Origin of the sequence: Eubacterium sp. An3 (assembly GCF_002159465.1) — a bacterium.
Taxonomy (GTDB): domain Bacteria; phylum Bacillota; class Clostridia; order Lachnospirales; family Lachnospiraceae; genus Anaerobutyricum; species Anaerobutyricum stercoris.
Genome location: NZ_NFIR01000003.1, coordinates 41134 through 65337, shown reverse-complemented (window position 1 = coordinate 65337; position 24204 = coordinate 41134). Strand labels below are relative to the sequence as shown.

Sequence of the window (24204 nt, the reverse complement as noted above, 5' to 3'; positions counted from 1 at the left end):
GCAGGGGTATGGGAGGTCATTTTCTTAAGGCTGAAATAAGAAGTTTCACAACTTTTTTGTGAGCTCTGTGGTATAATCACATTAATTGAAAGAAAATATTCTTAAAAGATATCCATGGCAGCCGGGGAAGATACGGATAGATCCAGGGCGTGGACCGGGCAGGAGGAACTATGAGCGGATATGTCGAGTTAAAAAATGTAAAGAAAATATACCACATGGGTGAGGTGGACATCGAGGCTGCCGCCGGCATCGACTTTGAGATTCAAAAAGGCGAATTTGCGGTCATCGTCGGTCCCAGCGGCGCGGGCAAGACCACGGTGCTCAATATCCTCGGCGGCATGGATACGGCCACGGAAGGGCAGGTGCTGGTGGACGGACAGGATATCGCCGGGTATTCCCAGAAGAAGCTGACGGCATACCGGAGAGACGATATCGGTTTCGTTTTTCAGTTCTATAATCTGATTCCCAATCTGACCGCCCTGGAAAATGTGGAGCTGGCGCTGCAGATATGCAAGGACCCTATGGATGCGGGAGAGGTGCTCCGGGAAGTGGGGCTGGGTGACCGGATGGATAATTTTCCGGCACAGCTTTCCGGCGGCGAGCAGCAGAGAGTGTCCATCGCCAGGGCGCTTGCCAAGAATCCGAAACTTCTGCTCTGCGATGAACCGACAGGTGCGCTGGATTACAATACCGGCAAGTCCATTCTCAAATTATTGCAGGATACCTGCCGGGAAAAAGGCATGACGGTGGTTCTCATCACCCACAACTCGGCCATCGCCCCTATGGCGGACCGGGTCATAAAAATAAAGAACGGAAGAGTTTCCGATATGAGCGTCAACGCGCATCCGGTTTCTGTGGAGACCATAGAGTGGTAGACAGGAGCGGCCTATGAAGAAAAAAGCAATGTGGAAAGATTTTTATATGGAAATCAGGAAGAGTCCGGGGCGTTTTCTGTCCATTTTGTTTATCGTGGCGCTGGGCGTCGCTTTTTTTTCCGGTATCCGCGCCTCGGAGCCGGATATGCGTATCACTGGCGACGCCTATTTTGATTCTGAAAATCTCATGGACATCAAGGCGCTGAGCACCTATGGTGTGACGGAAGATGATGTGGCGGCCTTCAGCCAGATTGAGGGTGTGGAAGCGGCGGAGGGCGGCTACAGCGCTGATTTTCTACATAATACGGAAGACGACCAGCGGGTGCTTCACGTGATGGGGGAGCAGAAGGAAATGAACCGGATCACCGTCTCGGAAGGAAGGATGCCGGAGACAGTGGGCGAATGTCTGGTGGACGACGCCTCTGATTATCAGATCGGCGACGAGATCATTCTGACCTCCGGAACGGAGGATCCGGTATCCGATACCCTCGCGACAGACACTCTGACAGTGGTCGGGAGGGGCAATACTTCTGCCTACGTCTCCTTTGGAAGAGGCAGCGCCGCCATCGGAACAGGAAGCATTTACGCCTTTGCGGTGGTGCCGGAAGACACCTTTGTTCTTGATACATTTACAGAAGTATACCTCAAGGTGGAGGGGGCGCAGGCACTCACATCCTTTACCGACGCCTACGATGACAAGATTGCGGAGGTGCAGACTCTGGTGGAAGACAGCACCGAAGAACGGGGCGTCATCCGCAAGAACGAGATTGTGCAGGAGGCCGAGGACGAGATTGCTGACGCCGAGCAGGAACTGGAAGACGGCAGAAAGAAGGCGGAAAAGAAGCTGAAAAAGGCCAAAGATAAGATAAAGGACGGCAAACAGCAGCTTAAAGACGCCAAAAAAGAGATTGCCGACGGCAAAGAGCAGATTGCTCAGGCGAAAGAGACACTGAATGCACAGCAGAAAAAACTTGATAAATCAAAAAAAGAATATAAAGACGGAAAAAAAGCATTAAAAAAAGGTTGGAAGAAGTACAAAAAAGGAAAGAAAAAGTTTGAGAAGAAAAAGCCGGAGGCAGAGAAGCAGCTGCAGAGCGGAAAAGAACAACTGGATGAACTGGCGGATCAGATATCTGAGGATGAGCAGACGTATCAGAGTCTCCAGCTACAGATAGATACACTGGAAAAGGCGATAAAGAGCGGGCAGGGTACTGCTGAGATGGAAAAACAGCTGACGCAGCTGAAGACGGCAGCCAGTGGCATGAATCAGAAAATCACCGCGGAGAAAAGCGCTTATTCGACGGCAGAAAAACAGTTGTCCGCGGCGGAGAAAGAACTCAGTGACGGAGAAAATGAGCTTGCTTCTACAGAGAAGACACTGACTGCGCAAGAGAAGAAATTGGCTTCTGCTAAAGAACAGCTGAATTCCGGACAAAAGCAGATTGATGATGCCTGGGATGAACTGGAGAAACAGGAACAGGAGCTTATCGATGGCGAGGAAGAAATCAAAAAAAATGAAGAAAAGCTTGCCGACGCCAGAAAAGAATATAAAGAAGGCAAAAAAGATGCAAAGCAGGAGATTGCCGACGGGGAAAAAGAGATTGAAGACGCCAGACAGGAACTTGCTGATCTGGAAGATCCGAAATGGTACGTGTACGACCGGACTACACTGATCGAGCACAGCAGTTTTGGTGAGAATGCAGAGCGGCTGGGAGCTATCGGAAGAGTCTTTCCGGTGCTGTTCTTCCTGGTGGCGGCGCTGATCAGTCTGACCAGCATGACTCGTATGGTGGAGGAACAGAGGATCTCCATCGGCACTATGAAGGCGCTTGGATACGGGAAGCTCTCCATCGCTTCCAAGTACCTGGGTTATGCGCTGCTGGCCACCCTGGGCGGAAGCGTCATCGGCGTTCTGATCGGGGAGAAAATACTGCCATATATCATCATCTATGCCTACAGTATCCTGTACCCAAATCTGCCGCAGATTCTCGTTCCTTATGACTGGGGCTACGGACTGATGGCGTCCGGCATCGCCATTTTCTGTACCATGTTTGCCACATTTTTCTCCTGCTGGAGGGAACTGGGCTCGCAGCCTTCTGTACTTATGCGTCCTCCGGCGCCGAAGAACGGTCGCCGGGTACTGCTGGAGCGTATCCGCATTGTGTGGAATCACATGAACTTTACATGGAAATCTACGATACGGAATCTGATGCGGTATAAGAAACGCTTTTTCATGACGATTTTCGGTATCGGCGGTTGTATGGCGCTGATGCTCGTGGGCTTCGGCCTCAAGGACTCTTGTTATGAGATTGCCGAGCTTCAATACAAGGAGATTCAGTTCTACGATGCCAGCATCTATCTGGACGAGGACATCACCGACGAAGAGCGGACCCGCCTGCATGAGATTCTCAGCGAGGAAAGCAATGTGGAGCGGTATATGGATGTGAATATGCAAAGCCTGACGCTGGTAAATGAAGAGGGAACCGAGCGGGAAGTTTACGAGTGCGTCTTCCCATCCGACAAAGAAGAGGTCGCACGATTCGTGGATTTCCATGACCGGAAAACAGGAGAAAAATACACTTTATCTGACAACGGTGTCATCATCAATGAAAAAACTGCAAAACTGCTGGATGCGAAAGTGGGAGATACCATTTATATCAAAGATGAGGACGAGGGAAATAAACCTGTGCGCATCGAACACATCTGCGAGAACTATCTCGGGCATTACATGTACATGACGCCGGAATATTATCAGAGCGTATACGGGGAGGAATCCGACAATAATACCATCTTGTTTATCATGGGCGAGACCAGCACAGACTCGTCAGCCGCCTCACAGGGAGCTTCGCCGGAAGACCAGCTGGAGGCAGTGGGTAAAAATCTTTTAAAAGAAGACGGCGTCCTGAATGTCAGCTACATGAGCGACATGGAACAGCAGCTGGACGATATGCTGCGAAGCCTTAATCTGGTTATCGTTGTTCTCATCATTTCTGCCGGTATGCTTGCCTTCGTGGTGCTTTATAATCTAAATACTGTCAACATTGCCGAGCGGAAACGGGAACTGGCAACGCTGAAAGTTCTAGGCTTCTATGATAAAGAGGTGGCCGAATACGTATACCGTGAGAACATCCTCCTGACTTTTATAGGAGCTGCTCTGGGCTGTATTCTTGGCAAGGTACTGCACCTGTTCATCATCGAGACGGTGGAAGTGGACACCGTCATGTTCGGGAGAATTATCCATGGTACCAGTTATCTTTACAGTCTGGTGTTTACAGTGCTGTTTTCGCTGATCATCAATGGAATCATGTATTTTAAGTTGCGTAGGATTGATATGGTGGAATCGCTGAAGAGCGTGGAATAAGCTGGCTTTCCCCTGACTCTATGGCGGGAAATGCAGCAAGACGATTACATCAGCAAATGCTTCGGAAATACTTCGGGGGCAGAACCGCTTTGGCGGTTCTGCCCCCCGTCTGTTCCCTGTAATTTTTTTTATCGCACCCTTACGGTAATCTGTTTAGACCGTCCATTGAGGGCCTGCACATAGATGGTGCATTTACCCTTGTTTTTCGCGGTGATTTTTCCGTTTTTGGATACTGTCGCAATTGTTTTATCACTGCTTATGTAAGAAAGCTGTGGGCCATGACCTGCCGGAAGCAGTCGTTTGTTCCTGCCCTGCTTGATGACAGATGCCTGGATTTTTGCTGTTTTTCCAACCTTTATGGAATACTTCTTCTTGCTGACCTGCACTTTCTTTGCGTTAGTATATACAGGGTTCTTGTCAGATACCACATGTAAGGTCCTTCCATCGGCGATGTATTCCTTTTGGTCACCGTTTATGCGGTAAGCCCGTATCCGGATTTTATAAGTTTTGTTTTTCTTAAATTTCTTTCCGGCCACTTTTTTGATCGTTGCCCGCATCACAGACCTGTTTTGATTTCCGGTCACAGATGCGGTTACGCCTTTAAATTTCTTTCCGCAGACTGACACATAGATATCATAGCCGTCGGCTCCCTTGATTTTTGGCCAGGTCACTTTCAGGTTTTTGTTTTTAAATGCAGTGTTTGTTTTCCGGTTAAGCGTTATGGCGTTTCTTTCTTTTTCCGCTGCTGAGATAGCAGTATCCGCTGGTGCGGAATCCGGCGTTTTATCTTCCAGAGGTCTGATTGCCTGGCTGTCCTTTGTGGCGTCGCAATATTTGCAGTGGATGGACTGCCTTCCCTCTTCCGTGTAGGTAGGCTCCTTATCCACGGTAAAATGGTCCTCCCAAACATGGTTGTCAGGATCAACATCGCCGTATGCCCGGCCGCAGTCAGAACAAATCGCTTTATCGTGGCAGGTGGCGGTTCCGCCTGCATGGATATGTTGTCCAATGTGAACGTAACGGTAGGCGGTAAGCTGGTTCATTTCATTCTCATTGAAAGTGACAGCGGCGTCGTAAGGAGATGCTGCACCTTCTGTGAAATGTACAGCGGCGGAACCGTCCCAGTTGGAGTCGTCCACTTTGAATTCTGCCAGTGTTCCGTCATCAGGAGTGATGGTGAAAGATCTTTCTATTGCTGCGACGCCGGACAAATCCCGTAATTGTACGCCGCCTTTGGCAGTCATATCGGAAGCGGTAATATTCAGACAGTTTGTAATGATAGCAGGTGTTTGACCATCAGGTTTGCCGGAAGCCGTCAGGTTGGAATGGTCGACAGTCAAAGATTCCACTGCCACCAGTCCTTCATAAGTGGTGCCGGTCGCCATTATGGTGCTGCCGCTCACGGTCATGCTGCCATCAGTAAAAATGCCCCGCATACCAGAACTTTCTGCTGTGACAGTGCTGTTATTTTCAACAGTGATACCCTCCCAGGCATAAACAGCAGGATAAGCCAGTTCAGAGGTTCCGATGGCCCTGACGGTGGAATTACGGATTGTTATGTTGCCGGAATTGCTGTTTATGGTGTTGCATTCCTCTCCGCTGGCGACGGCGTCTGCGGTACTGTCGGTAATGGTAATACCATTCTCGCCAACGAGGGAGAGTTCATAGCTGTTCACAGTAATATCAGCGCCATTTTGTATGGACAGAGTACCTCCCCACGCCTGAATGCCGCCCCAATTGTGTGAGGTTACATTGATGGTACAGCCGTCAATGGTGAGATTGTTTTGATCTACTTGCAAGCTGTCTCCATCACTTTCCAGAGTAAGGGAATCTTCTTTCGTTCCCTGAATTGTAACATCGGACACTGAGCCGTAAATACATCTGTAATTCTTACCGTGAGCAGTTAACGTATTGTCGCCAATCAGCCGGATAGTAAGATTGTCCCCCTTGAAAAAACGAATTGCAATGATGGCACCGTATTCTTCAGAACATTCGATGGTGGCGTTATCCAGGGTCAGTGTTTCCGTGACCGGGTCATAGGATACCCGGCCTTCTTTGATGAATTCGTTTGTAATGTTGCTGCAGTTTTCATCGGTGATTTCCGTTCCGGCTATGAAAATGCCGTAATAAGTTGGATTTGCCGCGAGGACTGTTGCCGGCAGCAGCGTGAGCAGCATGCATATGCATACACATGCGGTCAATAGTCGTTTCGTCATACTTTTCCCTCCTTTTTTTGCATTTTTTGACAAAAAGACCTTCTACTTATACAGGTACAAAATTTACGAAAAACTCTCACCTGAAAAATGGGATTTTTCAAAAAATTTGCAGAAGAAAGAATCATGCAAAAAAAGAGCTGCCTTACGACAGCTCAGTAGGAAATCAGTATTTGTCTGAATGCAGATGGGGAAGTAACATTTTTCCGGTCGAAACGCTCAGTATAATGATGACCATGGGCAGAAGATAGGCGATGTACTGTATTCTGCCGCCGTAGGCGATGAGCAGATTATAGATTCCGTGGAAAACGATACACACCCCGAGCAGACCGAATGTTCCGGCCAGTTTCAGCCAGGTTCTCCGCCATACATAGATAAGCCCGTATCCGATGACAGCGCCGCAGAGAATATGCATGGCTCCGGTGCCAAAGCCGCGGATTAAAAGAAAACCAAAATTCGTCGCACCGTTTTGTACCAGATAACAGATATTTTCAAAGGTGGCAAAACCGGCGGCGATGCTCAGTATGGAAGGCTTAATATGCTCTGGTTCCGGTTCAAAGATTAAAAGATAAAAGAGCAGCGGCAGAAGCTTCATCACTTCCTCAATGACCGGAGAGATTTCTGTGGCGGCGTGAAAGGCAGTGGTCTGGTAAAGGGCGGCGATAAAAGTATTGATATAGGCCGAAAGAAGGCACACGCCCATTCCTGTGAGCATAAAAAAAACAGGATGAAAATATTTTTTTCCCAGACAGAAAGAAGCTGCCAGCAAAGGTGCGGCAATGCAGACAAAAACATTATTAATATCGATCATGGATTCACCGCCTTTTTTACAGAAATTAAGAAAGAAAAAAGAGTGGCAGTAACGGCAAAATCAATCCAGAAGTAAGGGTTTGTCCACCCGTCACCCAGCCATGGATAACTGGAGAGCCACAGACAGTTTTCCAGAATCACAAAAATAATGGCGGTAAGATGAAAAAAGATTTGTTTTCGGTTCTGCCCCGGCTGCTGTTTCCAAAAGATAAATCCGCGCAGAGAGCGTCTCAGAAATAGCAGCATCATACAGCCGGTAACCAGATTATAAACGGCATTTCCAATACTCATATAATAAATGGTCAGCGGTACGACGGTCAGTGGGGCAAGCCACATGCTCCAGCATTGAAAAGATCGCTCTTCCGTTAGAGTAAGGGAATCCTGGAGAAGGAGCAAAAAGAGAAATCCTGCAATCCAGCCAATATCCGATACATAGAATATGGGTGATGTATCAGTGATCAAAATCGCATAGAGCAGCCAGTATAGTCCGGCAAGGGCAAAGCAGCCGTAAAAACAGAATAGGATGAAGTAAGGCTGCTTCCGGTCTTTTAGATAGAATATGCCTGAGAAGATACAGCCCAGTAGCATAACGAAAAGTTGAGATAAATTATCAATGATTTCCGGCATTGTTGTTTTCCTCTTTTTTATTGTTCTGCTGAGATCTGCTGAGGCGGAAACACAGGATTGTGACGCATACGCCCAGTAAAAAAGAAAGCACGCCGATTATGATATAACCAATAGATTCGCTGCTGCTGAATATACTTGCCGTTGATGCGAAACCGGTGTAATTGTCTGTGGTAATCTGCGAAATAACGCCGGGCATAAGAACAGATAAAGTGATGATTAATATAAGGCAGGCTGCCGCAGAGCAGGCAGTGATGATCTGACTGTGATGCAGCTTCTTTTGATGTTCTGCTTCTATGATTCGCTGTCTGACAGCGGCAACCCGTTCTTCATGACTGCGCATCAGAAATGCCCTCCTTCTCTAAAAGTTTTCGTAAAGTTTGTTTTCCACGATATACGATGTTTGTGATCTGCTTAATGCTCTTTCTCATGACTGTTCCCGCCTCCTGGTAAGTCATATCTTCAAAATAAATCAGGTAAAGCGCTTCACGGTAAACGGGATTCAACTGTTCCATGCACAAACGCAGAATGTGATGTTTTTCTGCAGTTATGACAATTTCTTCTACCAATACTTTACTTTCGGGTTCTTCTTCCAGAATATCCAGACTGAAACAAGAGTTCCATTTATGTTTATGACGAAGCGCCATATGCCGGGCAGTTTTATAGAGATAAGATTTCAGCTTTCCATCCTGAATGCACGGCTTTTTGGTAAACAGATAAGTGAAAACATCGATCATCAGATCTTCCGCCGCGTGGATATCATGTAAATAGCCAGTTATGTATAAGATCAGTGAAGTCTCATGACGCTTCATTAATGCATCAAGGCATTCTTCATCGCCATTCAGATAGCGGCGGTAATATTCTTCGTCAGTTATGATTGCTGCCTCTTGTTCGGAAAAATACTCTTTCAAGATTATACCGCCTTTCAAAAAATCATGTCATAAAATGAGCAGAACAAAAAGAAAAATGTCTTTGCCCTAATTATTATGTGTCACAAGGCTATAGTACATATTCTATATGAAGATCGGTATTTTTTCAACCATATATGGGAATCATCCTGAATGCTAAAATAAGCACGATACCGATTGAATATTGTAAAAACTATATTGTATAATATCTAAAATAAAACCGATGGAGGGAGGTTCTGCCAGATGAAATTATCTGATATTTCAAACGGCCCGGACTGGGTCCTGTGGGTTGTGATTATTCTTTTTGCCGCTTTGTCCGTTCTTTTTCTGTCCGGCCGCGGAAGCTGGCTGATCGCGGGCTATAACACAGCCTCCAAAGAAGAAAAAGCAAAATATAACACGAAAAAATTATGCAGAGTATTCGGAATAGGGATGACGGTCATTACCCTGCTGCTCGTCGTGACAGGTCTCTTTGAAAATGTACTGCCAGCGGAATTTGTATACATCGCCGCCGGGATCATTCTGGCGGACGCCATCATTATGATAATCCTGGGCAATACGATCTGTAAAAGAAGACAGGACGGGAAACGTCATACGGAGAGGTAAAAAAGAACATTGTACATTTACAGAGGAGGGATGACCATGGAAATCAAGAAACTGCCCGGTATTTTTTCTGTGTGCAAGGTCGAGGATTACTCACTTGTGGACGAACATACAGAGTTTTGCTTTACAGGCAAAACCGACGAGGAAAATTCACTGGTGTGTCCGACGGACAAGGCGCCGGCCAACACGACGGATCGGGAAGACGGATGGAAAATGTTTCGGATTCAGGGCGTGCTGGACTTTTCACTCATCGGAATACTGGCGGACATTTCCCGAATACTGGCAGAAAACAAAATCGGAATCTTTGTCATATCGACCTTTAACACCGATTACATACTGACAAAAGAAGAAAACTATCAGAAAGCGCTGGATGCCCTCAGCCGGGCGGGTTATAAAATCATAGAATTATACTGAGAAAGCGAAGGTACTATATGGAAATAAATATCAAAAAGATAAATAATACACAGATACCCGACGCCCTTTCCCTCATATGGACGACATTTCTACAGTTTGAAGCTCCGGATTACTCAGAAGAGGGCATACAATCCTTTAAAGATTTCATCGAAAACGAAGAGATCATTCAGACGCTGGAGTTCTGGGGCGCATATGACAAAGACGAGCTGAAAGGCGTGATAGCCTCCAACGAGAACCGAAAACACATTTGCTGTTTCTTTGTGAAAGCGCAGGATCACAGGAAGGGCATAGGCAGAAAATTATGGGAACATTTTCTGAAAAACAGCCCTCAGGAGACAATCACGGTCAACTCTTCACCATACGCCGTGCCAGTTTACCATAAACTGGGATTCTCTGATCTAGACACAGAGCAGCTGGCCGACGGTATGCGATATACGCCTATGAAGTTTGAGCGGCAGGAAGTAAGATTTTATGATCAGGTGGATGACAGACTGCTGCAATTCGCTGTTATTATCGCAAAAACCAATGGAAAATGGGTATTTTGCAAACATAAAGAACGGGACACCTATGAACTGCCTGGCGGGCACAGGGAAAAAGACGAGGATATTCTGACCACAGCCAAAAGAGAACTGAAAGAAGAAACAGGAGCGGTAGAATTTCATATGGAACCGGTTTGCGTATATTCGGTTACGGGGAAAACAAGAGTAAATGATAAGGCAGACGAGGAAACATTCGGAATGCTTTTCACTGCCGACATATTTTCTTTTGAACCAATACATAGTGAGATAGAAAAAATTTTGATTACCGAGCATTTAATCGATGATTGGACATATCCTCTGATACAACCAAAATTAATCAGAGAAGCTCGGAGAAGGGGCGTTTATGAATGAAAGAGAAAGAATTATCCGCTCATGGTTTGATATGTGGCTTGTTCAGCGGGACACAGGTATTGACGATATTTTTACAGAAAATGTAATTTACACAGAAAGCTGGGGACCAAAATACAATAATCGAAAGGCCGTAAAACATTGGTTTGAGGAATGGAATACTCGCGGCAAAGTTGTTGTCTGGGAAATCAAACAGTTTTTTCATAAAGGAGATCAAACAGCTGTAGAGTGGTATTTCAAGAATGAGATGAACGAAGGCAGAACAGAAGAATTTGACGGGATATCTCTGGTAGAATGGACGGCAGACAATAAAATAAAATCATTAAAAGAATTTGGATGTAACCGGCATAATTATAATCCATATGAACATGGAGAACAACCTGTATTCACAGATGAAGAAATAAATTGGTTTTAAAATTTTGTGACGGGTTAGAAAGGAAAACTTGAATCATGGAAACACTTAACCATGAGAAAGAGGAAATGTTCGAAATTCAAAAATACAAAAAAGAATACGATGACAGTCTGCTGATATTTCTGCGGACCTGTCTGCCCGAATCAGGAAGAAGGCTGGAACTGCATGGGCGCCATAAAATGTATGGAAACATCGAGGCTTTCTTTGAAGATTTCTGGTGTCTGCTCGACGGAGAAAATATAATTGGAACCGTTGCACTAAAGAGATTAGATGAGGACAAATGCGAACTGAAATCTTTGTATCTTTTACAACAATATCACGGCAGAAAACTAGGATTTCGTCTGCTGAAAACAGCAATATCCAAAGCACGGAGCAGCGGCTACAAAGAAATGTACCTGGACACATTATCCACAAGCAGAGAAGCTATTTCTCTATATAAGAAAATAGGATTTGTCCTGACAGAGCGTTATAATTCCAATGACAGAGCCGATGTGTTTATGGTATTGCGGCTTGATGCTGCTGAGGACGAAGAAGACAAAATGTTGGAAAAATAATTTTTGAATGAAACAAGAATAATTCTGTTGTGATATTTTTTATTTTTGTGATATAATTTAAGGGCTACCACCCCTAGACGGGTAGAGGAGGGCACTGAAAAAGTAGATAACACCGCCTATATTTGGTACAATGTGTATATCAAATATAGGCGGTGTTTTTTATGATCGAACAACAGCAGAAACTAATACTGAGTCCATACATGGAAATATACGAATTAGTAATTCCAAAAGATAATCTTCTTCGGCAAATAAAAGAATTGGTTGATTTTAGCTTTATTTATAATGAACTCCTTGATAAATATTGTCTGGATAACGGACGAAATGCAGTTCCACCTATCAGGATGTTTAAGTATCTGCTTCTAAAATCAATCTATGATCTATCAGATGTTGATGTTGTGGAACGTTCTAAATATGATATGTCTTTTAAATATTTTTTGGACATGGCGCCGGAAGATGAAGTCATTAACCCTAGTTCATTAACTAAGTTTCGCAAGCTGCGCTTAAAAGATATGAACCTTTTAGATATGCTAATCGCAAAAACGGTCCAGATTGCATTGGATAAAGGGATCATAAAATCAAAATCTATCATTGTGGATGCCACGCATACAAAATCAAGATACAACCAAAAAACACCGCGTGAAGCGCTCCAGAATCAATCTAAGAAACTGCGGCGTACCATCTATGAAATAGATGAAACAATGAAAGATAAATTTCCCAATAAAAACACCGAAGATTCTTTAGAAAAAGAATTAGAATACTGTAATCAGCTTATCTCAGTTATTAAGGGAAATGAAAAATTATGCAGTTATCCAAAAGTGCAGGAGAAATTAAATCTGTTGGAAGAATCTGTAAGTGATGATATGGAACATTTGGAAACCTCAAAAGATGGCGATGCAAAAATCGGTCATAAAACAGCCGATACATCTTTCTTTGGATATAAGACTCATATTGCCATGACAGAAGAACGGATTATTACGGCAGCAACTGTTACCAGCGGAGAAAAAACAGACGGAAAAGAATTGCCGATGCTAATCCAGAAAAGCCGGGAAGCAGGGATGGAGATCAAAACCGTAATTGGAGACAAAGCGTATTCAAGCAAAGAAAATATAGAAGCAGCTAAAAATGGAGATTATGAACTTATATCCCGATTAAACAGTATTGTTACCCAAGGGAATCGTACAAAGCCAGATGAATTTGAGTTTAATAAAGATGCAGGCATGTACCAATGTAAAGCTGGGCATCTGGCAATACGAAAGGCAAAAGACAGCAGGAAATCAGAGGGGAAAAATCCAAGAGTCGTATACTTTTTCGATATTGAGAAATGTAAAAGATGTCCATATAGGGATGGCTGTTATAAAGAAGGCGCAAAGTCAAAACAATATACGGAAACTCTTATCTGCGACAGCCATAGTGAACAGGCACAATTTCAGGAAACGGAATATTTTAAAAGCAAGGCAAAAGAACGATATAAAATAGAAGCCAAGAATAGTGAATTGAAGCGTAGACATGGTTATGACGTTGCGTCATCGTCAGGTCTTATTGGCATGGAAATGCAGGGGGCAATGGCTATATTTGCAGTAAACCTTAAAAGGATCATAAAGTTAATAGATAAAAAATAATCAGATTTAGCGTATAATCCATTCAAACAGAATTTAGAAAATCCACCAAAACTCGATTTGAGACTGGTAGATTTCTTATTGTTGAAAATAAAATTTACAAAGACTATGTTTTTCAGTGCCCTCCGGGTAGAGGAAGGGGGTGAGCTGTATTGGGTATATTTTCGTCATTTTTAATCTCTGTTATGGCAGGTATAGTCGCCTACTATATTTGCAAACGGCTGGACGGAGATGATTAGGCGGTAGCCAGCCGAAGGTATAAGCCACCTTTGCCAAAACGGAATAGGAAAACCCGGAGACCGCCATCTCCGGGTTTTCTGCGTGCTGTATTGAGCATTTCTCGTCATTTTGCCTGAACCTAGTATAGCATAAGCGTTTTTTTATTTCAAGTATTCCCTTTTTGAAAATGAAAAATTCAAATTTATTATAATGGAAAAATTGGAGTGCTGCTCACAGAGGACATAGCTGTCCGATAATAGTGAGTTTAGATAGTTAAAGACAGCGACCTGTGTTATACTGATGTTATAGAAAACTGAAAATAAAAGACAAATATAAACATTTGTTATAATTATTTAGGGCAGGACAGAAAAAGAGGATATCTAAATATAGAGACAGGGTGGCTTTTATACATTTGGCAAACAAATTTCGTGAAAAAAGGAGGAAGATTATGGAACGCTTTAAAAAGATTTATCAGCAGGGAACCATTGATGTAATTGAAATCTGGCTGGACACCGAAACCGGCGTACAATATGTATTCCACAGAAACGGAAACGCGGCAGGCTTCACGCCGTTGCTTGACAAAGATGGCAAGCCGGTAGTGACGCCGTAGCGTGGAGACATAGAGAAGGGCGGCAAGTGCGAAAGGCTGTTGTTCAGCGAGGTGAAACACGATGGTGAGAGAAGCAACGAAAAATGATTTGAATGATCTGCTTCAGTTATATCTACATTTGCATGAAGATAAGATTCCGGAAGACTCGCAGAATCTGAGAGAAACATGGGAGACGATCCAGGGCGACAGAAATCATCATATCATTTTAAATGAAGTAAATGGAATCCTTGTGTCCTCCTGTGTGTGCGTGATTATCCCGAATCTCACAAGAAATGTCCGGCCATATGCCTTTGTAGAAAATGTAGTTACACATGAGAAGTACAGGGGACGAGGATATGCAACGGAGTGTCTGAACTACGCAAAGCAGATTGCGATAGAAAACAACTGTTATAAAATGATGCTCTTAACAGGTTCCAAAAAGCAAAGTACATTAAACTTCTATGCAAAGGCCGGTTATAACAATACGGACAAAACAGCATTTATTCAGTGGCTGGAGTAACAGTCGTCATACAAAATGAGACGGAATCCCTTTGATAGAGTTCCCGTCTCATTGTTAAAGCTTAAAAATATCCGAATGTGTCCCGGTGTCTACGAGCGTAAGTGTCAGAATATCATTTTCAATCAGATAAACCAAAAGCCAGTCCGGTTTGATATGGCATTCTCGGAAACCTTTGAATTTGCCGCTTAATTCGTGATCACGGTATTTCGCATCAAGTTGTCTGCCCTGACGGAGTGCATCGACAACATTGTCCAGAAGGGAAAGATCAAAACCACGTTTCTTCATAAGCTTATAGCTTTTCTTGTAAGCGGTTGTGAATTTTACTGTGTACATTTATTCTTCAAGTGCCTTTCGCAGTTCGTCCATGCTGGTATATCCCTTGACGTCAGGATCATGGGAAATGCGTCTGGCTTCATCCATGGCATCAAGTGTGTGTTGGCTGTAAGAAGGCATCTCTACAGTAAAAGGAAGCCCACCTCTCAGGACGCACTGATGGAGAAAAAGATTAACTGCGCTGGACATATCCAGACCGAGATTGTTGAAAAGGTCTGTAGCTTGTTGTTTAATATCTGCATCAATTCTGATTTGAGTAGGTGTTTTAGCCATGTTATCACCGCCTTTCAATTATATTATATGCATTTTGGTTTACAATGTCAATTAAAATGAAAATATTTACAACGTGAAGTTGGAGTTTTGGAGGTACCCCTATGAAGAGAGAACTTGGAATCGCGAGATGTGGACTTGCCTGCGGCCTGTGTTCTGAAAATGTAACCTGCGCTGGCTGTGATTCGGGTGAATGTCCAGATAAAGACTGGTGTGAGAACAGAAAATGTTCCATCGCAAAAAATATTGCGCATTGCTACGAATGTGGTGAAGCGTGCAGAAAAGGATTGCTGGGTAAGATCAAGCCCTATGCTTTTACAGAGTTCGCCAGAAGATATGGTGAGGATGAACTTCTGGACTGCCTTGAACGGAATGAGAAAAATGGAGTGGTTTATCACCGGGAGGGCATAAACGGCGACTATGATGATTTTGATGATGTGGAAACATTGATAGAGTACATAAGAACAGGGCATAAATAATCAGGATTTAGGAAGTGGAGATAAAAATGAGCATAAGACAGGCTGTTTTATCAGATATAGATACAATCAAATACATTTCAGAAAGAACAATCTCTGAGATTTATCCACATTATTATCCGGAAGGAGCGGTAAAATTCTTCCTGGAGCACCACAGCGAAGAGCATATTTTAAATGATGTGAAAGCAAACAGGGTATTTCTCTGTCTGAATGTCTCGCAGAAAGTCATTGGAACCATCACTATAAAAGCCAATGAAATATGCCGCCTTTTTGTCCTGCCCTCCTGCCAGGGGAAAGGATATGGCACAGAGATGCTTCAGTTTGCAGAACACAGAATCCTGACTAAATTTCCAACCATCATACTGGACGCATCTCTTCCGGCCAAAAAGATATATCTCAAGAGAGGATACAAAGATGTTTCATTTCATATCGTCCCCACAGGAAATCAGGATTTTTTGTGCTATGATGTTATGGAAAAGAAGACGGAATCATAACGCAGTACGGATGATTTTTGAGCAAATGATTTGGCAAAAGGACGGAAAGCAGCGGGAGGCAAAAGGTGTTTCAGATATTCGTGATTATATTTGATTTGTTCATGGCATTATTGATGTTTTTTATGGGACGATACTTCTGTAATTCCAAAGGCAGAGCAAGTAACCTCCTGACTGGATATAATATGCGCCCCGAAAATGAACGGAAGCAATTCGATGAAGATGCCATGTGCCGCATTTACGGAAAGAGAATGATGGGGATGGCGGTTCCTTTTGTATGCGGAGCAGCTATTGACTTTTTTAAACCCGGCGTAGGATGTACGGCTGCGTGGGTCGTGTGGATCGTTCTTTTTGTAATGTTGTGTATAAAAAGAACATCCATGGAGAAGAAGTAGTGCTCTGAACGGTACAATCGCGGAAGCAGCAGGCAATCCGGCGGAATTTCTCTCTAATGTCTGAACAGAGGGCGTCGGCGGCTGAATTTTTATGTCCGTCCTGCCGTCGTCTGTGTATCATTCCTTATCACCTCGACAAATCCCTATTTTTTCATTGAGAGAATCTCCCGGGAAGTGTATAATAATCCAGATACAGACGTATAAGTATAAAGAAAAGAGAGAGCTATCATGAATACAAATAAAATCTTCGCCCGGGCGTTTAATTTTTTCCGCCACTGGAAGGTAAGGGAGAACCGGGTGACCCTCATTGAGAAACTGGACACCGGCGGCGTCGGCAGTTTGTTTGATATACAAAAGGAATGTGAGAGACGGGGGCTGCCCCTGTCTTTTCATGTCATCCGACATTCGGATTATGAGGTGAGCCTCCGGAATCTTCCGGGCCTTTTTGCGCTCTTTACCAAAAAGGCTTACTATATGGCGACTTCCGCCCACATTTTTCTCAACGATAATTTCATGCCTATGGCGTACATGGATATCGCGTCGGAGACCACGGTGGTGCAGCTCTGGCACGGCATGGGTTCCTTTAAGAAGTTCGGCGGTTCCACCGAGCTGGAGCCGGAGCTTCTTGCCGAGCTGAAGCAGGTCAATGAAAATGTAACGCACATCCTCGCAAGCTCCGAACATATCCGGGAGAATTACGCGGAGGCGTTCTGCGTGCCGGAGGGCAAGGTGCTGGCCATCGGCTGTCCGCAGGCGGATTATTATTTCAGAAAACATAATGTGCAGGCCATAAGAGAGCATCTGGAGCAGCAGTTCCCGCAGCTGAAAGGACGGAAGCTGGCCCTCTATGCGCCGACCTTCCGGGACGATGAACAGAGAGACCGGGAGCTGCTCTCTCATTTTGATTTTGAACGGTTTGAGCGGGAGTGCGGAGATGAATACTGTCTGGCCGTTCGTCTGCATCCGCAGATACAGTCCTCGAAGGTGCCGGAACAGGTGCCGAATCTGACCGGCTGGCCGGATGTGCGGGAGCTTCTGCTGGCGACGGATCTGCTCATCGCCGATTATTCTTCCATCGCGGTGGAATATTCCCTGCTGGAGCGGCCTATCCTGCTTTATGCTTTCGATAAAAAATGGTATCTTGACCAGGACCGGGGATTTTATTATGATTATGAAGAAACTGCGCCGGGGCCAATCCTCACGACCATGGACGACCTGTGTGCCAGTGTCCGGCAGCAGAGCTGGGATATCGGGAAGGTGCGGGCCTTCGCCAGACTGCACAACGACTACTTTGACAGTCAGTCCGCCCGCCGGGTGGCGGAATTTTACTTCCCGCCGGGATGCATGGGAGCGGAAGCTGCCCCGGAGGGAGCCGACACATTTGCCAATGAAGAAAATCAACGAAAGGAAAAGATTCAAAATATGAAGATTATCGCAGGTCTGGGTAACCCGACCGATAAATATAAAGGAACAAGACACAACGTGGGATTTATGGCCATCGACAAGCTCAGCGAGGCGCTGGGCATCGCCGTAAATCAGCACAAACACAAAGCCATGACCGGCAGCGGGTTTATTGCGGGTCAGCGGGTGCTGCTCATGAAGCCCCTGACTTACATGAATCTGAGCGGGGAGAGCATCCGCGCGGCAGCGGACTTTTACAAGGTGGAGCCGGAGGATATCCTCATTATCTATGATGATATCAGTCTGGACCCGGGCATGCTGCGCATCCGGAAGAAAGGCAGCGCCGGCGGGCATAATGGAATCAAGAGCATCATCAGCCATCTGGGCTGCGATACATTTCCTCGCATCCGGGTGGGCATCGGCGGAGAGAAACATCCGGGGCAGGATCTGGCCGACTATGTGCTGGGGCATTTCTCCGGCGAAGAGAAGGAGAAGCTGGATGAGGCTCTGGAAAATGTGGTGAAGGCCGCGGAGCTCATCGCCATGGACGAGATTGACGAGGCCATGAACCGTTACAGTGTGGGAAAGAAAAAGAGAGCAAAGAAAAATGAAGAGGTGTAACTGTGGGGGTATTAGCGGAACCGCTGCGGCGGCTGAGTGAATATCGGGAAATAGAAAAAAATCAGAAAGAGGGCCGGTATCCTGTGGGGATTACCGGCTGTGTGGACTCCCAGAAAGGCCATTTTATCGCCAATCTGGGAGAAAAAGCGCCCTGCCGTCTGGTCGTGACCTGGAAAGAGGAAAAGGCCAGGGAAATGTACGAGGATCTGAGCTTTTTTGACCGGAACACCATGCACTATCCGTCCAAGGATATTCTGTTTTACAGCGCGGACGTGCACAGCAACCATACGGCCATGAAGCGTATGCGGGTGCTGAAACGTGTGGCGGAGAGGGAGCCGCTGACCATCGTTCTCTGCTTTGACGTACTCATGGAAAAAATGATTCCGCCGGAGGCGTTTCAGGAAGCCAGTCTGACCATCGGCCTGGATTCGGTCATAAAAACCGATGAGCTCCGGAGGACTCTGGTGGAGATGGGATACCAGAGCAGCGGACTGGTGGAAGGCCCGGGCGAGTTTTCTGTGCGGGGCGACATTGTGGACATTTTCCCGCTGACAGAGGAAAGTCCTGTCCGCATTGAGCTGTGGGGCGATGAGATTGATTCCATGCGCTCCTTCGATGTGGAGAGCCAGAGAAGCATCGAGAATCTGGACGAGGTGCGCATTTATCCGGCATCGGAAATGATTCTTCCTCAGGACAGAATGCCGGAGGCCATCCGGCGGATGAAGGAGGAATACACCCGGCAGGCAGAAGTTTTTAAAAAAGAGAAGAAACGTCAGGAAAAGGAACGACTTCGGAAAATGGTTGAAGCGACAGAAGATGAACTCTCTTCCCTGGGCACCGCAGCCGGAAGTGAAACTCTGCTGTCGTATTTTTATGAGAAAACAGCGTCGTTTCTGGATTATCTGCCGGAAGATACGATGATTTTCATTGACGAGCCCCATCGGGTGGAGGAGAAAGGCAGAACCAATGAGCAGGAGTTTTCCCTGTCCATGCAGAGCCGTCTGGAAGGCGGCTACGTACTGCCGTCCCAGGCAGATCTGCTTTACGGCTGTGAGGAGACGGTTTTCCGCATCCTGCAGCGCCCGACGCTGCTGCTGTCCGGTATGATACAGCAGTATGAGCTGTTCAAACCGAAGGAGTCAGTGCATATAGAAGCCAAATCCATTTATTCGTACAATAACAGCTTCGACCAGCTCATCAAGGATCTGCAGCACTGGTGCAGGGAGAAATATGAGATCATGCTCATGTCCGCCTCAGCCACCCGTGCCAGAAGACTGGCGGAGGATATCCGTGAGGAGGGACTTCTGGCTTATTTTGTCGACGACTATGAGCGGGAAATGCATCCGGGCGAGGTGATGGTCACCACCGGACGGCTGAACAGTGGTTTTGAATACCCGGCCATCAAGTTTGTGGTCCTGTCGGAGAAGGACATTTTCAAGGAGCGCAGACAGAAGAGCCGGAAGAAAAAGAGTCAGTACAGCGGCCAGAAAATCCGCTCCCTTGCCGATATTTCCATCGGGGATTATGTGGTTCACGAGAAATACGGCCTCGGCATTTACCGGGGTATGGAGCAGATTGAGACCGACGGCGTGGCGAAAGACTATATCAATATCGAATACAAGGATTCCAGCAATCTGTTTATCCCGGCGTCTCAGCTGGAGATCATACAGAAATACGCCGGCGTGGGGGCGAAGAAACCGAAGCTTAACAAGCTGGGAGGAAATGAGTGGGAGAAAACCAAGTCGAGAGTCCGTTCTCAGGTACAGATTGCGGCCAGGGATCTGGTGGAGCTTTACGCCCAGCGGCAGGCCAGGGAAGGCTACGCCTACGGCCCGGATACCGTCTGGCAGACGGAGTTTGAAGAGCTGTTTCCGTACGAGGAGACCGAGGACCAGCTTACCGCCATCGAGGACACCAAGCGGGATATGGAGAGTCACAAAATCATGGACCGGCTCATCTGCGGCGATGTGGGTTACGGCAAGACGGAAATCGCCATCCGGGCGGCTTTCAAGGCGGTCATGGAGAGCAAACAGGTGGTGTACCTGGTGCCGACAACCATTCTTGCCCAGCAGCATTATAATTCTTTTGTGGAGCGCATGAAGCATTATCCGATAAAAATCTGCATGTTATCCCGTTTCTGTACGCCAAAGGAGACAAAGCAGATTCAGGACGCGTTGAAAAAGGGAACCATGGATATTGTGATCGGCACCCACAAGGTGCTTTCCAAGAGTATCCAGTACAAAAATCTGGGACTCCTCATCATCGACGAGGAGCAGCGGTTCGGCGTAAAACAGAAGGAAAAAATCAAACAGATGAAAAAAGATGTGGATGTGCTGGCTCTGTCGGCGACGCCGATTCCGCGGACGCTTCACATGAGCCTGGCGGGCATCCGGGACATGAGTGTGCTGGAAATGCCGCCGGTGGACAGGAGGGCCATCCAGACCTACGTCCTCGAATATAACGAAGAACTGGTGAGGGAGGCCATCGAGCGGGAAATTGCCCGGGGCGGACAGGTGTATTACGTGTACAACCGCGTCAATAATATTGACAGCGTGGCCGCCGACGTGCAGAAGCTGGTGCCGGGGGCTGTGGTTGAATTTGCCCATGGGCAGATGGGAGAGCGGCAGCTGGAGCAGATTATGTTTGCTTTCGTCAACAAAGAGATTGACGTGCTGGTGTCCACCACCATCATCGAGACCGGTCTGGACATTTCCAATGCCAACACGATCATCATTCATGACGCCCAGAACTTTGGCCTGTCCCAGCTTTATCAGCTCCGGGGACGGGTGGGGCGTTCCAGCCGGACGGCCTACGCCTTCCTCATGTACCGGCGCAACTCCATCTTAAAGGAAGAGGCGGAAAAACGTCTCAAAGCTATCCGGGAGTTCACCGATCTGGGCAGCGGCTTCAAGATCGCCATGCGGGATCTGGAGATCCGCGGCGCCGGCAATCTGCTGGGGGCGGAGCAGTCCGGCCACATGGAGGCCGTGGGCTATGACCTTTACTGCAAAATGTTAAACGAAGCCGTCATGGAGATGAAAGGCGAGAAGCACGAGGAAGATACCTTCGAGACCACCGTGGACTTATCCGTCGACGCCTACATTTCGGCGTCCTACGTGGGCAATGAAAGTCAGAAGCTGGAGCTTTACAAACGAATCGCCGTCATCGAGAATCAGGAAGAATATGAAGATCTGACCGAGGAACTCACCGACCGCTACGGCGACGTGCCGGCGCCGACCCTGCGGCTCATGGATGTGGCTCTGGTAAAACAGCAGGCACACCGGGCCTGGATCCTAGCCATCGAGCAGAAAGGCACCGCCATTTCCTTTATCATGAACGCCCGCGCCAAAGTAAAAGTCGACGAGATAGACGACTTCCTGAAGACCTTCCGCGGACGCATGCGCATCCGGCCGGAAGTGAACCCGGTCTTCGTCTACGACCCCGGCGAGATTCCGAAAAAAGACCTGCTCCCGCGGGTGAAAGATATCATCGAGCGTATCAGCGGGCTGCTGGAGCGGTAGAGGACGGTACCATGGGTGCGTCTGGCGATGTCAGAGCAGCCGGAGGAAATGTACGTGCAGGAAAAATGCAGACCGCGCCTGCGTCAGAAATATATTTTGACCATAATATAGAAATATTGTACAATACAGAGAGGAATTAACTAAGCAGGAGGTACAAAATGAAACACAATACAAAACGCCTGGCAGCAGCAGCTCTTACAGCAGTTTTGGCCGTCGGCGCCATGACCGGCTGCGGCACATCCGGCGGACAGGGGGAAGTAACCCAGAATGGAAATGAGACGTTGTTCACTTATGACGGCGTGGATGTGACGCTGAAAAAAGCGTGGATATACGGTAAAATGACTGCTGCCCAGTATGAGTCATCCTATTCTTCCTATTTTGGAGAGAATTTCTGGACAATGAGTATGGGTACGGATGAGGAAGGCAATACAACAACATTTGAGGATTATGCGAAAGAGCAGATTATTGCCCGGATCAAACAGATCATCGTTCTCAATAACCATGCCGAGGAGGCGGGAGCATCTTTGACTGAAGATGAACAGACACAGTGTGAGGAATACGCCGCCGCTTTTGCGGAAGATACATCCGGCGCTGCAATTCTCGCTGAGTGCGGAGCTACCGAAGACGATATGGTGGAGATCTACGAAGAAAATGCACTGGCAGCCAAAGTGCAGGAATACATGATAAAAGACACCGACACCAATGTCAGTGACGATGAGGCAAGAGAAACCACCATCACCCGTGTGGTATTTGCCACCACAACCACAGACGATGAAGGAAACACCGTAGACATGAGCGACGAAGAAAAAGCGCAGGTTCTCGCTACTGCACAGTCCGCCCTTGCCAAAGTACAGGCAGGCACCGACATCGCCGATGTGGCTGAAGAACAGGAATACACCAACACCACAGAAACCTTCGCCGCAGGCGAATCCGAAGAAGGCGAAGAATTCGAACAGCTGCTCGCCACCATGAACGACGGCGACATCACCCAGGAAGTACAGGAATGCGACAACGGTTACGTCATCGCCAGACTGGATGCCTACACCGACACGGACGCCACAGAAAGCAACCGCCAGTCCATTATCGCCGAACGCCAGCAGACCAAATTCACAGAAGTTTACGATGGATGGACCGCGGATCTGGAAGAAGAATGGAACTACGACGAAGACGTCAATCAGGAACTCTGGGCAGAACTTGTCCTCCACGAAGACACCGCCGCAGAGTCGACCACAGCTGCCGGTGCCGCAGATACAACCGCGGCATCTGATACAACCACAGCAGCAGCAACGACCGAAGCCGGAGCGGCGGACACAACCGCAGCGGCAGCGACGACCGAAGCCGGAGCGGCAGACACAACCGCAGCGGCAGCAACAACTGCAGCCGGTAATTAAAACTGCCGTGTAAATCGGTGATAGTCGGCTGTATAAAAAGTTTTTGAAAATAAAATGCCGGATACAAGCTTCTGGAAAGAGTTGTATCCGGTGTTTTTCTATTTCACATTTCCAGGAAATCCTGTTGGAATTTCCGGGAAAATGGATTTGACATTAGACTATGCTTTGTCAGATACATCGCCATGCAGGGAAGCATGCTCTTTTACCAGTTCATCGTGAAGAGAAACAGAATCCCACACAGCGTTATGTTCCGTCAGAGAAGCCTTTAAATCAATTTTTGGCACCCGTTTTTTCGCCATCTGAGACAGAAATTCATTAAGCCTTCCGCCGGAGAATCCGGCAAACACCAGCATGGCATCATCAAAACCCGCAGAGTCTTCCGTAAGATACTCCTTCTGGTCGTCCACCTGACCAAACGCCAGCAGCCCCAGAGGCATACGATACTGAGAAGGAGACACCGCCCGGACACGAACCTTCATCTGGACGGCAATCAACTGGATGGCACTGCGGGCTTTTTTATCATCAATATTATATAACAAAACAGTTTCTCTCATAAAACGCAACCTTTCCTATTATGAATTATGCCAGAACAAAACATACAAAAATAAGTCTGACATTTTCAAAATTATAACATGGGGTGGGAAAAGAAAGCAATTGGGATTTGTCGAGGTGATAAGGAATGATACACAGACGATGACAT

The 24204-nt window shown here is 46.7% G+C and carries 24 protein-coding genes and 1 pseudogene; 17 read left to right on the top strand and 8 right to left on the bottom strand.

Going from position 1 to position 24204, the window contains the following annotated elements:
- Window positions 1-170 precede the first annotated feature (170 nt).
- On the top strand, window positions 171-875 hold the full coding sequence (locus tag B5F87_RS04585) for an ABC transporter ATP-binding protein (RefSeq protein WP_087277503.1): 705 nt from the start codon (window positions 171-173) through the stop codon (window positions 873-875).
- Between the two features lie 13 nt (window positions 876-888).
- The gene (locus B5F87_RS04580; RefSeq protein ID WP_087277500.1) at window positions 889-4236 is read left to right on the top strand and encodes an FtsX-like permease family protein; all 3348 of its coding nucleotides are present in this window, start codon (window positions 889-891) and stop codon (window positions 4234-4236) included.
- Between the two features lie 128 nt (window positions 4237-4364).
- Here B5F87_RS04580 and B5F87_RS04575 read toward each other — a convergent pair whose 3' ends face one another.
- The 5 genes from B5F87_RS04575 to B5F87_RS04555 form a co-directional block, all read right to left on the bottom strand.
- Window positions 4365-6452 (bottom strand): Ig-like domain-containing protein, encoded by a 2088-nt coding sequence (locus tag B5F87_RS04575; RefSeq protein WP_087277497.1) that lies wholly within the window; start codon window positions 6450-6452, stop codon window positions 4365-4367.
- A gap of 163 nt (window positions 6453-6615) precedes the next feature.
- Window positions 6616-7260 (bottom strand): PrsW family glutamic-type intramembrane protease, encoded by a 645-nt coding sequence (locus B5F87_RS04570; RefSeq protein ID WP_087277494.1) that lies wholly within the window; start codon window positions 7258-7260, stop codon window positions 6616-6618.
- A complete protein-coding gene (locus tag B5F87_RS04565; protein ID WP_087277491.1) occupies window positions 7257-7886 on the bottom strand; it encodes a hypothetical protein in 630 nt (209 codons plus the stop codon). Before B5F87_RS04565 ends, B5F87_RS04570 begins: the two co-directional genes overlap by 4 nt.
- Window positions 7870-8226, bottom strand: a complete 357-nt coding sequence (locus B5F87_RS04560; RefSeq protein ID WP_087277488.1) for a hypothetical protein — start codon at window positions 8224-8226, stop codon at window positions 7870-7872. Before B5F87_RS04560 ends, B5F87_RS04565 begins: the two co-directional genes overlap by 17 nt.
- Window positions 8213-8794 (bottom strand): sigma-70 family RNA polymerase sigma factor, encoded by a 582-nt coding sequence (locus B5F87_RS04555; RefSeq protein ID WP_242964264.1) that lies wholly within the window; start codon window positions 8792-8794, stop codon window positions 8213-8215. Before B5F87_RS04555 ends, B5F87_RS04560 begins: the two co-directional genes overlap by 14 nt.
- A 240-nt stretch (window positions 8795-9034) precedes the next feature.
- On the opposite strand from B5F87_RS04555, the gene B5F87_RS04550 reads away from it, so the two are divergent.
- The 8 genes from B5F87_RS04550 (at window position 9035) to B5F87_RS04515 (ending at window position 14605) form a co-directional block, all read left to right on the top strand.
- Window positions 9035-9397: a DUF3784 domain-containing protein gene (locus B5F87_RS04550; protein ID WP_087277485.1), complete on the top strand. Its 363-nt coding sequence runs from the start codon at window positions 9035-9037 to the stop codon at window positions 9395-9397.
- Between the two features lie 36 nt (window positions 9398-9433).
- The gene (locus tag B5F87_RS04545) at window positions 9434-9808 is read left to right on the top strand and encodes an ACT domain-containing protein (RefSeq protein WP_087277482.1); all 375 of its coding nucleotides are present in this window, start codon (window positions 9434-9436) and stop codon (window positions 9806-9808) included.
- Between the two features lie 17 nt (window positions 9809-9825).
- Entirely contained in the window at window positions 9826-10698 is an 873-nt protein-coding gene (locus tag B5F87_RS21670) for a GNAT family N-acetyltransferase (RefSeq protein ID WP_343215725.1), read from the top strand.
- Complete coding sequence (locus B5F87_RS04535; RefSeq protein WP_087277478.1) at window positions 10691-11110, top strand: nuclear transport factor 2 family protein; 420 nt, start codon at window positions 10691-10693, stop codon at window positions 11108-11110. Before B5F87_RS21670 ends, B5F87_RS04535 begins: the two co-directional genes overlap by 8 nt.
- Window positions 11111-11145: 35 nt before the next feature.
- Complete coding sequence (locus B5F87_RS04530; protein WP_242964263.1) at window positions 11146-11661, top strand: GNAT family N-acetyltransferase; 516 nt, start codon at window positions 11146-11148, stop codon at window positions 11659-11661.
- A 161-nt stretch (window positions 11662-11822) separates the two neighbouring features.
- Complete coding sequence (locus B5F87_RS04525; RefSeq protein WP_087277475.1) at window positions 11823-13280, top strand: IS1182 family transposase; 1458 nt, start codon at window positions 11823-11825, stop codon at window positions 13278-13280.
- A 664-nt stretch (window positions 13281-13944) separates the two neighbouring features.
- Window positions 13945-14106, top strand: a complete 162-nt coding sequence (locus B5F87_RS04520; protein WP_087277472.1) for a DUF6440 family protein — start codon at window positions 13945-13947, stop codon at window positions 14104-14106.
- 61 nt (window positions 14107-14167) lie between these two features.
- Window positions 14168-14605, top strand: coding sequence for a GNAT family N-acetyltransferase (locus tag B5F87_RS04515; RefSeq protein WP_087277469.1), 438 nt, complete (start codon window positions 14168-14170; stop codon window positions 14603-14605).
- 54 nt (window positions 14606-14659) lie between these two features.
- Here B5F87_RS04515 and B5F87_RS04510 read toward each other — a convergent pair whose 3' ends face one another.
- Both B5F87_RS04510 and B5F87_RS04505 read right to left on the bottom strand, forming a co-directional pair.
- Complete coding sequence (locus tag B5F87_RS04510; RefSeq protein WP_087277466.1) at window positions 14660-14938, bottom strand: type II toxin-antitoxin system YafQ family toxin; 279 nt, start codon at window positions 14936-14938, stop codon at window positions 14660-14662.
- On the bottom strand, window positions 14939-15211 hold the full coding sequence (locus tag B5F87_RS04505; RefSeq protein ID WP_087277463.1) for a type II toxin-antitoxin system RelB/DinJ family antitoxin: 273 nt from the start codon (window positions 15209-15211) through the stop codon (window positions 14939-14941). It lies immediately after the preceding gene.
- A gap of 101 nt (window positions 15212-15312) precedes the next feature.
- Between B5F87_RS04505 and B5F87_RS04500 the strand changes: the two genes are divergently transcribed.
- The 7 genes and pseudogenes from B5F87_RS04500 (at window position 15313) to B5F87_RS04475 (ending at window position 23504) form a co-directional block, all read left to right on the top strand.
- Complete coding sequence (locus B5F87_RS04500) at window positions 15313-15687, top strand: DUF3795 domain-containing protein (protein WP_087277460.1); 375 nt, start codon at window positions 15313-15315, stop codon at window positions 15685-15687.
- Window positions 15688-15713: 26 nt separating this feature from the next.
- Window positions 15714-16178 carry a GNAT family N-acetyltransferase gene (locus B5F87_RS04495; protein ID WP_087277457.1) on the top strand — a complete coding sequence of 155 codons (465 nt, stop codon included), beginning with the start codon at window positions 15714-15716 and terminating at the stop codon, window positions 16176-16178.
- A 65-nt stretch (window positions 16179-16243) separates the two neighbouring features.
- Window positions 16244-16570 carry a DUF3784 domain-containing protein gene (locus tag B5F87_RS04490; protein ID WP_087277454.1) on the top strand — a complete coding sequence of 109 codons (327 nt, stop codon included), beginning with the start codon at window positions 16244-16246 and terminating at the stop codon, window positions 16568-16570.
- Window positions 16571-16798: 228 nt separating this feature from the next.
- Window positions 16799-17884 (top strand): annotated as a pseudogene (locus B5F87_RS21365) (CDP-glycerol glycerophosphotransferase family protein); the annotation flags it as partial.
- 108 nt (window positions 17885-17992) lie between these two features.
- On the top strand, window positions 17993-18592 hold the full coding sequence (gene pth, locus B5F87_RS21360) for an aminoacyl-tRNA hydrolase (RefSeq protein ID WP_242964269.1): 600 nt from the start codon (window positions 17993-17995) through the stop codon (window positions 18590-18592).
- Window positions 18593-18594: 2 nt separating this feature from the next.
- Complete coding sequence (gene mfd / locus B5F87_RS04480; RefSeq protein WP_087277447.1) at window positions 18595-22113, top strand: transcription-repair coupling factor; 3519 nt, start codon at window positions 18595-18597, stop codon at window positions 22111-22113.
- 158 nt (window positions 22114-22271) lie between these two features.
- Window positions 22272-23504, top strand: coding sequence for a peptidyl-prolyl cis-trans isomerase (locus B5F87_RS04475; protein WP_087277444.1), 1233 nt, complete (start codon window positions 22272-22274; stop codon window positions 23502-23504).
- A gap of 158 nt (window positions 23505-23662) precedes the next feature.
- Here the strand turns inward: B5F87_RS04475 and B5F87_RS04470 are convergent, their stop codons facing one another.
- Complete coding sequence (locus B5F87_RS04470; protein WP_087277441.1) at window positions 23663-24058, bottom strand: DUF3783 domain-containing protein; 396 nt, start codon at window positions 24056-24058, stop codon at window positions 23663-23665.
- Window positions 24059-24204 lie beyond the last annotated feature (146 nt).

What these genes read in the sequence shown, in the direction of transcription:
- B5F87_RS04585 (WP_087277503.1), top strand. Translation starts at nt 171, where the DNA reads ATGAGCGGATATGTCGAGTTAAAAAATGTAAAGAAAATATACCACATG.
- B5F87_RS04580 (WP_087277500.1), top strand. Translation starts at nt 889, where the DNA reads ATGAAGAAAAAAGCAATGTGGAAAGATTTTTATATGGAAATCAGGAAG.
- B5F87_RS04575 (WP_087277497.1), bottom strand. Translation starts at nt 6,452, where the DNA reads ATGACGAAACGACTATTGACCGCATGTGTATGCATATGCATGCTGCTC.
- B5F87_RS04570 (WP_087277494.1), bottom strand. Translation starts at nt 7,260, where the DNA reads ATGATCGATATTAATAATGTTTTTGTCTGCATTGCCGCACCTTTGCTG.
- B5F87_RS04565 (WP_087277491.1), bottom strand. Translation starts at nt 7,886, where the DNA reads ATGCCGGAAATCATTGATAATTTATCTCAACTTTTCGTTATGCTACTG.
- B5F87_RS04560 (WP_087277488.1), bottom strand. Translation starts at nt 8,226, where the DNA reads ATGCGCAGTCATGAAGAACGGGTTGCCGCTGTCAGACAGCGAATCATA.
- B5F87_RS04550 (WP_087277485.1), top strand. Translation starts at nt 9,035, where the DNA reads ATGAAATTATCTGATATTTCAAACGGCCCGGACTGGGTCCTGTGGGTT.
- B5F87_RS04545 (WP_087277482.1), top strand. Translation starts at nt 9,434, where the DNA reads ATGGAAATCAAGAAACTGCCCGGTATTTTTTCTGTGTGCAAGGTCGAG.
- B5F87_RS21670 (WP_343215725.1), top strand. Translation starts at nt 9,826, where the DNA reads ATGGAAATAAATATCAAAAAGATAAATAATACACAGATACCCGACGCC.
- B5F87_RS04535 (WP_087277478.1), top strand. Translation starts at nt 10,691, where the DNA reads ATGAATGAAAGAGAAAGAATTATCCGCTCATGGTTTGATATGTGGCTT.
- B5F87_RS04530 (WP_242964263.1), top strand. Translation starts at nt 11,146, where the DNA reads ATGGAAACACTTAACCATGAGAAAGAGGAAATGTTCGAAATTCAAAAA.
- B5F87_RS04525 (WP_087277475.1), top strand. Translation starts at nt 11,823, where the DNA reads ATGATCGAACAACAGCAGAAACTAATACTGAGTCCATACATGGAAATA.
- B5F87_RS04520 (WP_087277472.1), top strand. Translation starts at nt 13,945, where the DNA reads ATGGAACGCTTTAAAAAGATTTATCAGCAGGGAACCATTGATGTAATT.
- B5F87_RS04515 (WP_087277469.1), top strand. Translation starts at nt 14,168, where the DNA reads ATGGTGAGAGAAGCAACGAAAAATGATTTGAATGATCTGCTTCAGTTA.
- B5F87_RS04510 (WP_087277466.1), bottom strand. Translation starts at nt 14,938, where the DNA reads ATGTACACAGTAAAATTCACAACCGCTTACAAGAAAAGCTATAAGCTT.
- B5F87_RS04505 (WP_087277463.1), bottom strand. Translation starts at nt 15,211, where the DNA reads ATGGCTAAAACACCTACTCAAATCAGAATTGATGCAGATATTAAACAA.
- B5F87_RS04500 (WP_087277460.1), top strand. Translation starts at nt 15,313, where the DNA reads ATGAAGAGAGAACTTGGAATCGCGAGATGTGGACTTGCCTGCGGCCTG.
- B5F87_RS04495 (WP_087277457.1), top strand. Translation starts at nt 15,714, where the DNA reads ATGAGCATAAGACAGGCTGTTTTATCAGATATAGATACAATCAAATAC.
- pth (WP_242964269.1), top strand. Translation starts at nt 17,993, where the DNA reads ATGAAGATTATCGCAGGTCTGGGTAACCCGACCGATAAATATAAAGGA.
- B5F87_RS04475 (WP_087277444.1), top strand. Translation starts at nt 22,272, where the DNA reads ATGAAACACAATACAAAACGCCTGGCAGCAGCAGCTCTTACAGCAGTT.
- B5F87_RS04470 (WP_087277441.1), bottom strand. Translation starts at nt 24,058, where the DNA reads ATGAGAGAAACTGTTTTGTTATATAATATTGATGATAAAAAAGCCCGC.